This window comes from Nitrosomonas oligotropha (genome assembly GCF_900106555.1).
In the GTDB taxonomy this organism is placed as follows: Bacteria; Pseudomonadota; Gammaproteobacteria; order Burkholderiales; family Nitrosomonadaceae; genus Nitrosomonas; species Nitrosomonas oligotropha_A.
Genome location: NZ_FNOE01000001.1, coordinates 290,744 through 302,319 on the forward strand (window position 1 = coordinate 290,744; position 11,576 = coordinate 302,319).

An 11,576-nucleotide genomic window follows, 5' to 3' on the forward strand; every position below is an offset into this window, starting at 1 on the left:
TTGCTCAAATTGATAGGTTTACAAAAAACAAAACAATTTTTACAAACGTCACCTAGGCTACTCACAAGGAAATTAGAGTATAACTGATTAAGTTAATTATGAATCAATTGGATGAGAGTAAAATTTAATATTTTGAATGAAGTAACCGGCATAAAATAATTATTGATTATTCGTCTCATGGTTCTTTTGGTTGACAAAAGTTTGCATAGATTCAGAATATATAATGTTTTTATAATTCTCATTACTTGTTACAGGTGACTTTTGGAAGATATGCCGTTGCACATCATGCTGATTGCATTGGTGTTTTTATTGATCTTGTCAGGCTTTTTTTCCCTCTCTGAAACCAGTATGATGGCGATTAACCGCTATCGCTTACGGCATCTTGCCAAGCAAGGCCATCGCGGCGCCCGGCTGACCATAAAGCTGCTCGATCATACAGACCGTTTATTGGGTGTCATTCTCCTCGGCAACAATTTACTGAACACCGCTTCCGCAACTTTGGTCGCCATTATTGTTGCGACTCTATTTGCTCACGATGACTTTGCTTTGTTTATGGGAACAATCGCTGTGACCTTTGCTATTCTGGTATTCAGCGAGATCACCCCGAAAGTCATCGCCGCCGCTTATCCTGAACGGATTGCCTTAGCCGCCAGCTATGTATTGACACCATTGCTGATTATTTTCTATCCCATTGTATGGTTCGTTAATTTATTCGTCAGCGGATTATTGATCCTGTTCCGGTTAAAACCGCAAAAAGGTAGCCTGGAACAGAAGATCAGCACGGAAGAGCTGAAAACACTGGTGCTGGAAGGCGGGCATTTTATACAGCACAAGCATCAAAGCATGCTATTGAACTTGTTTGACCTGGAGACGATCACCGTTGACGATGTCATCGTGCCGCGCAGCCAGATCGAAGCGATAGACCTGAATGCGGATGACGAAATTATTCATACGCAATTGCTGACTTGCCACCATACCCGCCTGCCGCTATACCGCGAGCGCCTGGATAATATTGTCGGCATCGTTCATGTGCGCAAGGTATTGAATCAAATGCAGGGAGGAAAAATAACCGCGGCTACGCTTGAAAAAGTCATGCGTGAGCCTTATTTCATTCCTTCCGGAACATCCTTATTTTCGCAACTGCAATTATTCCAGGAAAACCAGAAAAGAGTCGGGTTGGTCGTTGATGAATATGGCGAATGGCTGGGACTGGTTACACTGGAAGACATTGTGGAGGAAATCATCGGTGAATTCACCACACAAGCACCTAATCTGGCCAGTACTTTCTCGAAGCAGGAAGATGGCAGTTTTATTGTTGAAGGCAGCACCTTATTGCGCGAATTAAACCGCAAACTGGGCTTTCAATTCCCGTTGGACGGACCGAAAACTTTGAATGGTTTGATCTTGGAGTATTTCGAGGATATTCCGGAGGCTGGAACCGGTCTTAGCATTGCCGGTTATCCGATGGAAGTGATTCAAACTAAAAACCGGGTGGTAAAAACTGTTAAAATCTTTCCTGCCGCGACTGCGGCCGAGATAAAGCATGCTGAGTAGTTAAAAAGACAAAACGGGTTATTCCTGTAGCGCAATCCCTGCAAAGGTCATTAAACCGGGTTGGACGGAAATAACAAAAGCGGTTATCCTTGCGCCGCAATTATAACTTGAAGATTTATTCATCAAAGCGCCCATAGCTCAGCTGGATAGAGTACCGCCCTCCGAAGGCGGGGGTCGCACGTTCGAATCGTGTTGGGCGCGCCATCCATCCGTAATCACTTGCTAATCGATAGTAATGGTTTTTTTATTTGATCTTTGAGACAACCAGTCGTATTATTTCGGTATGCCAAAACCCAATAAAAAAGAATTCAATCGAGAAAGCCTCTTGAACCAGGGTGTTGTCCTTTTCATGAACCAAGGCTATCACGGCACCGGTTTACAGGAAATTCTTGATGCGGTTAATGTTCCCAAAGGTTCTTTTTATAACTACTTTAGCAGCAAAGAAGAATTTGGTGCGGCAGTCATCCAGCATTATATCGAGCCGTTCATTTCACGGTTGTCCCTGCATCTTCAGCAATCGGGTTCTGATGCATTGGGGGCTATCCGGCGCTATTTTGACGAGCTGATTGTGGAACTTGAAGAAAACAAATTTAAAGGCGGCTGTTTGCTAGGCAGCCTCATGGGAGAAATCGGCAGCACCAGCGACGTATGTCAGCAATCCCTGCAATCCGCCATCGCACGATATCGCGATTTATTACAATCTGGCCTGGCTCAGGCGCAGCAGCAAGGATCGGTCAGAACGGACAAAACGCCAGAGGAAATGGCTGATTTATTGATTAATACGTGGCAAGGTGCGCTGTTGCGGATGCAAATAGAAAAGTCGTCCGCGCCAATCAAGCAATGTTGTCACGATTTACTGAATGATTTTTTTATACGGTAGTTATTTTTTTGGTATTAAGAAATACGACCGGTCGTTTTTAATTAAAATTAAAGGAGAAAATATGCCTAAATACATTATCGAACGTGAAATTCCTGGAGCAGGTTCGCTCACGCCCCAAGACCTTCAAGCCATTTCGCAAAAATCCTGCGCTATTGTGAACAGCATGGGATCAAGCATCCAATGGCTGGAAAGTTATGTGACCGATGACAAAGTGTATTGCCTCTATATTGCACCGGACGAGGCCGCTATTCGAACACACGCGGAACAGGGCGATTTCCCTGTAACCCACGTTGCGCAAGTTCGATCCGTGATCGATCCCACCACGGCTGAATAGCCTCGAAAATTTTCTGTTAACCTGAGCATCAACTTTTTTACGGAGGCAGTCATGCACCCTCGAGTTATTGTTTCCCTCTTTTTGATCGCAGCTCTGGCCATTGCGACTCCTGCCGCTTCATGGGCCACCGCTGAAAAACCCAGCAACCAATCCCCCGCGAAAGAACTCTCTGCGCCCCGGCTGCAAAACCTCGGCAAGCACGCTTTTCCGGTCAGTACCAGCAATCCATTAGCGCAGCAATACATTAATCAAGGGCTCAATCTCGCCTATGGCTTCAACCATGCCGAGGCTCGTCAGGCATTCCGCGAAGCAGCTCGGCTGGATCCCGGCCTTGCGATGGCGTACTGGGGACAGGCGCTGGTGCTAGGCCCGAACATTAACGCCATGATGGAGCCGAATGAAGAACCCCAGGCGCTGGAAATCATGCAACAGGCAAAATCTCTGATGGCACGGGCTACCGAGAAGGAGCAGGCGCTTATCAACGCCCTTGAAAAACGCTACTCCGGCAAAGCCGAGCACAGAACCACCAATGATCAAGCTTATGCGGCAGCGATGCGCGACGTGCACCGGCGTTTTCTGGATGATCCGGACATTGCCATGCTGTATGTCGAATCGATGATGGATCTGCGGCCGTGGGGTTATTGGATGCTCGACGGTGTTCCTTATGAAGGCACTGCCGAAATCGTCGCGCTAACAGAAGATGTGCTGCGGCGTTATCCGGAACACCCCGGCGCCTTGCATATGCATATACACCTAATAGAGCCAACATCGACGCCGGAACGCGCCGAGAAATCGGCTGATACGCTGCTTGAATTAATGCCGGAAGCAGGACATATGATTCACATGGCATCGCATATCTACCAACGCGTCGGCCGCTACGCCGATTCGATCAAGAGCAATCAAATGGCTATTGCCGCGGACGAGTCTTACATCGCGCAAGATCATGCCCACGGCTTGTATCCGATGGTTTACTACCCGCACAATATTCACTTTCTCTGGTTCGCGGCGACATCGGATGGACAAAGCCAGCTTGCAATCGAATCGGCCAAAGAGACCGCCCGGAAAATCGATGACGACGTGCTGAAAGCGCTTCCGCTGACGGCAGTTTTCCGCGTGACACCGTATTGGGCGCTGGCGAGGTTCGGGCGTTGGCAGGAAATTCTTGACCTAACTCCGCCGCCATCGATCAATGCTTTTCTAACTGGCAGCTGGCATTATGTGCGCGGCCTTGCACTAGTGGCCACGAAGCAGTTACCACAAGCCGAGCAGGAACTCGCGGCGCTGCGCAAAATCATGGCGGATTCCCAATTAGACCACCCATTATTGTCGAAAAATACCTCGAGCACCGTGCTTCGCATCGCTCCGGAAGTGCTTGCAGGTGAAATCGCGGCCGCGCAAGGGCAGTATGAGCAGGCTATTGCGTATCTGGAAAAGGCGGTGCGGTTGGAAGATGCGCTGATCTATACCGAACCGGCCGAATTTCATCTGTCCCCTAGGTTGGCATTGGGCGTGATTCTACTGGAATCGGGACAACCAGCCCAGGCGGAAACGGTGTATTGGGAAGACCTGCGCCGTAATCGCAATAATGGCTGGGCACTGTATGGCCTGATGCAGGCCATGCGCGCGCAAAAAAAGGACGATCAAGCAGCCCTGATCGAAGCGCGCTTCAAAAAAGCCTGGGAACGTGCCGATGTGACGCTGACCGCGTCCCGTTTCGGGCGCTAATTCAGGTAATCCGCGCCAAGCTGCCATCCGGGCAGGTTCTTATCAATGGGTAATGTTAAACTATGCGCTTTATTGGATGATGTAACCTGGAAATTTGAATTGTTTACCGGAATCATAGAAGCTGTGGGTACCATCGCCAGTATCCAGCCTTGCACCGATAAAGGTCATGGCGGTTTATCACTGACCATTTCCACGCAAGGATTGGATCTGGACGATGTCATGCCGGGCGATAGTATTGCAGTGAATGGCGTTTGTCTGACGGTAACCACGCTGACAAACGATTCGTTTGCAGCCGATGTTTCCGAAGAAACATTGAATTGCACCATTGGATTGGATCAACCTGCCGCGCACGTCAACCTGGAAAAAGCCATGCGTTTGTCCGACCGTTTGGGCGGTCATTTGGTCAGCGGGCATGTGGATGCTGTTGGCACTGTGGTGAGGTTTGAACCTACTGGTGAAAGCTTTGTATTGGTCATTCAGGCGCCGGAATCCATAATGCGGTTTTTAACGCATAAGGGCTCGATTACCGTCAATGGTGTCAGTCTGACGGTTAACCGGATTGAAGGCAATGTGTTTTCAGTCAATCTCATCCCGCATACGCTGGTGATGACGAATCTGAAAGAACTTGTCGCTGGGATGCTGGTAAATCTGGAAACTGATATGCTGGCTCGCTATGTGGCAAGATTATTAAATATTGAAGGCTAGCCGGAGTAGACAGTTATGAGTATCAGTGCCATACAAGACATCATTGCCGATCTTAAGATGGGCAAAATGGTCATTCTGGTTGATGAAGAAGATCGCGAGAATGAAGGCGATCTGGTGCTCGCCGCCGATTTTGTGTCGCCGGAAGCGATCAATTTCATGGCGACGCATGGGCGCGGCTTGATTTGCCTGACCTTGACCGAGGAACGCTGTCATCAGCTGGATTTGCCCTTGATGGTATCGGCCAATCGCGCGCCGCTGGGAACCAACTTCACACTCTCCATCGAAGCCGCCAGCGGTGTTACGACCGGCATTTCCGCAGCGGATCGCGCACGAACTGTCCAGGTTGCCGTCAAGCCCGATGCCAAGTCGCAAGACATCGTGCAACCGGGACATATCTTTCCGCTGATGGCGCAAAAAGGCGGCGTATTGGTGCGTGCCGGACATACCGAAGCCGGTTGCGATTTGGCCAGGATGGCCGGTTTGACAGCGGCATCGGTGATTTGTGAGATTCTGAAAGAAGACGGCAGTATGGCGCGATTGCCTGATCTGATGGTCTTCGCTCAGAAGCATCAACTCAAAATCGGCGCCATTGCGGATTTGATTCAATACCGCAGCCAAAACGAAAGCTTGGTTACGCGTGTCGCGCAACGCACTATTCAAACGCTGCACGGCGAATTCCTGCTGGCGGCTTACCGTGATGAAATTGCCAACACCGCCCATCTGGCCTTGGTCAAAGGTGAAATCAATCCGGCAACTGAGACATTGGTACGGGTGCATGAACCGTTATCGGTGGTTGATTTGCTCGACATTCATGACAACACGCATTCCTGGAATATCCATGACGCGATGAAATTGATCGCCGAAGCAGGACAAGGCGTTATCGTGCTGCTGCACCGGAAAGAAAGCCCGGCAAAACTGATTGAACGTGTACAATCGCAGGACACACATGTTTCCAGCTCGCTCAAACCGGATTTGCGCGACCATGGTATTGGTGCGCAAATATTGAAAGACCTCAACGTAGGAAAAATGCGGTTAATGGCGACACCCAGAAAAATGCCCAGCATGACCGGATTTGGTCTGGAAGTAACGCGTTACGTGGAAAAATAAAAACCATGATTCTCCATTCCCGGCGATCACGCTATCATTGCGATTAATTAACATTACAGGAGCCGGATATGCCGTACTATGATGAAATACTTGAATTTGAGCCTAATCTGGATGGATCAGATTTGCGCATCGGCATTGTCATGAGCCGCTTTAACATCGATATCGGCGAAGGTTTGCTCGGTGCTTGTACAGCGGAACTCAAAAGAAATGGCGTGCTGGACTCCAATGTCCTGATCGCGACGGTTCCAGGTGCATTGGAAATTCCATTGACGCTGAAAAGAATGGCCATGTCCGATCAATTCGACGCGCTGATTGCTTTAGGTGCCGTGATTCGCGGCGACACGTATCATTTTGAAGTAGTCGCCAACGAGTCGGCGCGCGGCATCCTCATGGTGCAGTTGGAAGCAGAAATTCCTGTGGCTAATGGTGTATTGACCACCGATGACGAGGACCAGGCGATTGCCCGGATGAGCACCAAGGGCACGGAGTCCGCGCAGGTTGCGCTGGAGATGGCCAATTTGCATATTAAAATTGATGAAATCGATTTATGAACAGCGCCGTGACAGAAACTGATCCATCCATTGGCAGCAAAACGGAAAAATACAAAAGTCGTCGCCGGATAGCGCGTGAATTTGTTGTGCAGGGTATCTATCAATGGCAAGTGGCTGGAGGTACGGCCAGCTTTATCGAGCAGCAGTTACGCGAATCCGACGAATTCAAACATGTTGACGACAAGCATTTTGTGCATGTGCTGCATGGCGTGGTACAGCATGCCGAGGAATTGGAAAAAATCATCCAGCCGCATTTGGATCGTACTTTGAATGAACTCAGTCCGGTCGAGTCGGCGATTTTGTTGCTCAGCACTTTTGAGTTGATTCATCACCCGGAAATCCCCTACCGCGCCATCATCAACGAAGCCATTGAACTGGCCAGAACATACGGCGGCAGCGACGGCTATAAGTATGTCAATGGCGTGCTGGATAAACTGGCCATTCAGCTGCGCGCCGTTGAAATCTCGGCACCCAGACCGGTAAAAAACCGTCTCTAGTATCACACCCGCGTGGCCTCGGAATTCGATATCATCCGCCGCTATTTCAAGCGGCCTGTAACGAATGCAATAATGGGAACCGGTGACGATGCGGCACTCATCAGTGTACCGGCCGGAGCCGAATTGGCGATATCGACCGACACGCTGGTCAGCGGCAAGCATTTCTTCGCTGATGCCGATCCTTACCGGCTCGGCTACAAATCCCTGGCGGTTAATCTGTCTGACATGGCCGCCATGGGCGCCAAACCGCGCTGGGCATTACTAGCGCTGACACTACCGGAAGAATTAGTCAACCAGAATACAGCATGGTTAGCAGAATTCAGTAAAGGCTTTTTCACGCTCGCTGACCGCTATCATGTGGAATTGATCGGTGGTGATACCACCGCCGGGCCATTAAATATCGGCATACAGATCATCGGTGAGGTTGCGGCCGGGAAAGCATTACGTCGCAGCGGCGCGCAACCGGGCGATGACATTTGGGTTTCCGGCAAGCTGGGCGATGCCGCTTTGGCGCTGTGCCATGAATTACAACAGATCACCTTGGAGCCTGAAGAAATCGCCCAATGTCTGCCGTCGTTATTGACGCCGGTAGCCAGGGTCGAGCTAGGGCAGCGCCTGATCGGCCTGGCGCATAGCGCCATCGACATCTCTGATGGTTTGGCAGCGGATTTGGGGCATATTCTGGCTGCCTCAGAAAAAGCCGCTTGTATTAATATAATTGATATACCTTGTTCAGCGGTATTAAAAAAATACCGGCAGCAATCAATTGCCATCGATTGTCTGCTGGCGGGCGGGGATGATTACGAGTTATGCTTCACGGCAGCTAAAACAAACCGCCGGGAAATTGAAAAGCTGTCCGTTGAATTAACCCTCCCGCTCACCCGTATCGGCGAAATTTATTCCGGCGCGGGATTGACGGTAAAAGACGCACAAGGCAGTGCAATGACATTGGATAGCAAAGGATATGACCACTTCAACGCCTGAAACTCACGATTCACTCAATTCTCCAGCGCCGCAATTCCAGCCGAATGCGGATTTTGTCTACAGCCATGCCGCCCCTTTCATTGCATTCTCCGGCGGTGCGGGGCTCAGTCCGTTTGCTCCCGGTACGGTGGGAACACTCGTCGCCTTTCCACTATTCTGGTTATTCAATCATTATCTGAGTCCGGTTTATTTTCTCTTGCTGATCGACATCATGTTTATTGTAGGCATCTGGGCATGCGGTCTTTGCGGCAAAGCGCTGGGTGATCCGGATCATGGCGGCATGGTCTGGGATGAAACCGTAGCCTTTCTGCTGGTGCTGTATTTCACCCCCGATCATTGGGCTTGGCAATTGGCGGCATTCGCGTTGTTTCGCCTGTTTGACATCGCCAAACCCCAGCCGATTCGCTATTACGATCAACATCTGCAAGGCGGGTTTGGCGTCATGTTCGATGATATGGTGGCCGCTTTCTTTACGCTACTGTGTTTAGCCGGATGGAAAGCCTGGGTTTTGTCCGAAGCCTATTTTTAGCAGACCGTTGAAGAATAATCTGCGTTGCCGCTACGGCGTTAACAACAGGCTCAAAATGCTCGTTTATCACGCATAAACTGCACTTTTTCGCCTGTTCTTGCCTTGTTCGGCTGCCTCAAAAACATTTTTCAACGGCCCGCTAGAGCGGTTTCAACAACACCGGTTTAATCTGCCTTTCCCCCCGTAGCGTGCTTCCTGACGTTCGCGGAAGAACTCTTCATAAGTCATGATGGCCCGATCAGGGTGAGTGCTTTTCATATGATCGACATACGTGCTGTATTCCGGCATACCGACCATTAATCGCAGGCTTTGTGCGAAATGGCGCAAAGTGAGGGTAATTTTGCTATACATGTTAAATCTCCATTATTTGTTTTCATTCGCTGCGTAAACGGGCAATAACTCAAACGGCGCTTCTTGAGCCGTCGGATGGTGAGCGATGCGGGCTTGCAGCACGGTCCGGATGCCAAATACCAACATGCTGATCAACACCGCCATGAATAGACCGGCCAGCGAGGTATTTACGTAATCATTGAAAATCACTTGCTGCATCTGCTCGATGGACTTGGCCGGTGCTAATACGATGCCTTGCGCCACCGCTTCCTGGTATTTCTCCGCATGTGCGAGAAACCCGATGCGCGGATTATCGTGGAAAATCTTTTGCCACGCCGCTGTCAGCGTGCAGACGCTGACCCACACTAACGGAATGGAGGTCACCCAAGCAAAGCGATCCTGCTTCATCTTGAACAGCACGCAGGTCGCCAGAATCAATGCGATCCCCGCCAGCATTTGGTTTGCAATACCGAACAATGGCCACAGCGTATTAATACCCCCCAGCGGATCGATAACTCCCTGGTACAGAAAGTATCCCCAACCAGCGACGCAAAGACCGGTGGCAACCAGACTGGCAACGACTGAGTCGGTGCGTTTCATGGCAGGAACAAACGATCCCAGCAAATCCTGCAACATGAAACGTCCGGCGCGTGTTCCGGCGTCAACAGCGGTCAGAATGAACAATGCTTCAAACAAAATCGCAAAGTGATACCAGAAGGCCATCATCGCTGTGCCACCGATGACTTCCGACAAAATCTGCGCCATGCCGACCGCCAGCGTCGGCGCGCCGCCGGTACGTGAAATGATGCTATGTTCGCCGACATTTTGCGCAGTTTGGTGAATCATTTCCGGCGTTACATAAAATCCCCATTGAGTGATCGTTTGCGTCGCCGATTCCGCAGTGGTGCCGATGATGGCCGCCGGACTGTTCATGGCAAAATAAATGCCGGGCTCCAAGGTTGCCGCGGCAACCAGCGCCATAATGGCAACGAACGACTCCATCAGCATCGCGCCGTAACCGATGAAACGCGCATCGGCTTCCGACGAAATCATCTTGGGTGTGGTGCCTGAAGCAATCAACGAGTGAAAACCGGAAATTGCGCCACAGGCCACGGTGACAAACAAGAAAGGAAACAAATCGCCCGACCAAACCGGGCCGGAGCCATCGATAAACTGTGTCAACGCCGGCATTTTCAGTTCTGGAGAGATCACAATCACACCGATCGCCAAGCCCACGATGGTGCCGATTTTCAAGAAAGTCGATAAATAATCGCGTGGTGCCAGTAATAACCAAACCGGCAGAACCGCAGCAATAAAGCCATAGCCGATCAACAACCAAGTCAGTTGCTCACCGCTCAACGTGAACATCGCACCCCACTCAGGATCTTCCTGTACATATTGCCCGGCAACGATAGACAACATGAGCAGCACAAAACCAATGATCGACACCTCACCGATAGCACAAGGACGGAAATAACGTGCGTAAATCCCCATGAACAACGCAATCGGTATAGTTGCCGCTACCGTAAATGTGCCCCACGGCGATTCGGCTAGTGCCTTGACCACGATCAAGGACAGCACTGCCAGCAAAATGAGCATAATGAAAAAAGTGCCGAACATGGCAATCATGCCGGGCAATTGACCCAGCTCGGATTTGATCAGATCTCCGAGCGAGCGGCCATTGCGCCGCGTGGAAATGAACAGCACGATAAAATCCTGCACCGCACCGGCGAATACCACACCGGCCAAAAGCCACAGCATACCCGGCAAATAACCCATCTGCGCCGCCAGAATCGGCCCCACCAGCGGGCCTGCCCCGGCAATCGCCGCAAAATGATGTCCGAACAGCACATATTTATTGGTTGGCACATGATCAAGGCCGTCGTTATGCTTATACGCCGGTGTCATCCGCCTCTCATCCAGTTTTAGCACCCGGTTCGCGATGAACAAACTGTAAAAACGGAAAGCGATAAGGTAAACGCACACCGCCGCGATAACGATCCAGATGGCGCCGATCGATTCACCGCGATTCAGGGCGATGACAGCGAGAGCGGAAGCTCCGGCGAGCGATAGGGCTATCCAGACAAGATATTTTATTAACAGATTCATAAAGGTTCCTAGTAGAAAAACTGTTCTTATTTTACTGAGAATTGTGAAACCGCGTTATTCTGATCGAACGTTATATTTAGTTTCTTGATACTGGAAAAACTATCATTACTATTGGAGTTGTGGTTCTTATAAACCAATACTTCTTGGCCTGAGCTGTTTATTGATATGCTATTAGCTGTAAGAATCCCTAGCGTTGTTTACAGTATTCAGGAGAATACTGTAGATGAAGATACACAAACGCACTCGCTTAACATTATTGGATCGTCAGGAA

General features: G+C 50.1%; 12 protein-coding genes and 1 tRNA gene. 11 read left to right on the forward strand and 2 right to left on the reverse strand.

What is annotated here, in order from left to right; translation table 11 throughout:
* Nucleotides 1–270 precede the first annotated feature (270 nt).
* The 11 genes from BLU57_RS01400 to BLU57_RS01450 all read left to right on the forward strand — a co-directional run bounded on the left by BLU57_RS01400 (nt 271) and on the right by BLU57_RS01450 (nt 8,866).
* A complete protein-coding gene (locus tag BLU57_RS01400; protein ID WP_090315235.1) occupies nt 271–1,554 on the forward strand; it encodes an HlyC/CorC family transporter in 1,284 nt (427 codons plus the stop codon).
* Nucleotides 1,555–1,681: 127 nt separating this feature from the next.
* Nucleotides 1,682–1,758 (forward strand) — tRNA-Arg (locus BLU57_RS01405).
* Nucleotides 1,759–1,837: 79 nt separating this feature from the next.
* Entirely contained in the window at nt 1,838–2,434 is a 597-nt protein-coding gene (locus tag BLU57_RS01410) for a TetR/AcrR family transcriptional regulator (RefSeq protein ID WP_090315238.1), read from the forward strand.
* Between the two features lie 61 nt (nt 2,435–2,495).
* A complete protein-coding gene (locus BLU57_RS01415) occupies nt 2,496–2,768 on the forward strand; it encodes a DUF4242 domain-containing protein (protein ID WP_090315240.1) in 273 nt (90 codons plus the stop codon).
* A 51-nt stretch (nt 2,769–2,819) separates the two neighbouring features.
* Complete coding sequence (locus BLU57_RS01420; RefSeq protein WP_090315242.1) at nt 2,820–4,493, forward strand: tetratricopeptide repeat protein; 1,674 nt, start codon at nt 2,820–2,822, stop codon at nt 4,491–4,493.
* 99 nt (nt 4,494–4,592) lie between these two features.
* Entirely contained in the window at nt 4,593–5,198 is a 606-nt protein-coding gene (locus BLU57_RS01425) for a riboflavin synthase (protein ID WP_090315305.1), read from the forward strand.
* Between the two features lie 15 nt (nt 5,199–5,213).
* Entirely contained in the window at nt 5,214–6,305 is a 1,092-nt protein-coding gene (gene ribBA, locus BLU57_RS01430; RefSeq protein ID WP_090315244.1) for a bifunctional 3,4-dihydroxy-2-butanone-4-phosphate synthase/GTP cyclohydrolase II, read from the forward strand.
* A 68-nt stretch (nt 6,306–6,373) separates the two neighbouring features.
* Entirely contained in the window at nt 6,374–6,856 is a 483-nt protein-coding gene (gene ribH / locus BLU57_RS01435) for a 6,7-dimethyl-8-ribityllumazine synthase (protein WP_090315246.1), read from the forward strand.
* Nucleotides 6,853–7,353, forward strand: coding sequence for a transcription antitermination factor NusB (gene nusB, locus BLU57_RS01440; protein WP_090315248.1), 501 nt, complete (start codon nt 6,853–6,855; stop codon nt 7,351–7,353). Before ribH ends, nusB begins: the two co-directional genes overlap by 4 nt.
* A 12-nt stretch (nt 7,354–7,365) precedes the next feature.
* A complete protein-coding gene (thiL, locus tag BLU57_RS01445; RefSeq protein WP_090315250.1) occupies nt 7,366–8,337 on the forward strand; it encodes a thiamine-phosphate kinase in 972 nt (323 codons plus the stop codon).
* Nucleotides 8,318–8,866 (forward strand): phosphatidylglycerophosphatase A family protein, encoded by a 549-nt coding sequence (locus tag BLU57_RS01450; RefSeq protein WP_090315252.1) that lies wholly within the window; start codon nt 8,318–8,320, stop codon nt 8,864–8,866. The genes thiL and BLU57_RS01450 overlap by 20 nt, the downstream gene beginning before the upstream one ends.
* 150 nt (nt 8,867–9,016) lie before the next feature.
* Here BLU57_RS01450 and BLU57_RS01455 read toward each other — a convergent pair whose 3' ends face one another.
* Nucleotides 9,017–9,217 (reverse strand): YbdD/YjiX family protein, encoded by a 201-nt coding sequence (locus tag BLU57_RS01455; protein WP_090315255.1) that lies wholly within the window; start codon nt 9,215–9,217, stop codon nt 9,017–9,019.
* A gap of 12 nt (nt 9,218–9,229) precedes the next feature.
* Nucleotides 9,230–11,305 (reverse strand): carbon starvation CstA family protein, encoded by a 2,076-nt coding sequence (locus tag BLU57_RS01460; protein WP_090315258.1) that lies wholly within the window; start codon nt 11,303–11,305, stop codon nt 9,230–9,232.
* Nucleotides 11,306–11,576 lie beyond the last annotated feature (271 nt).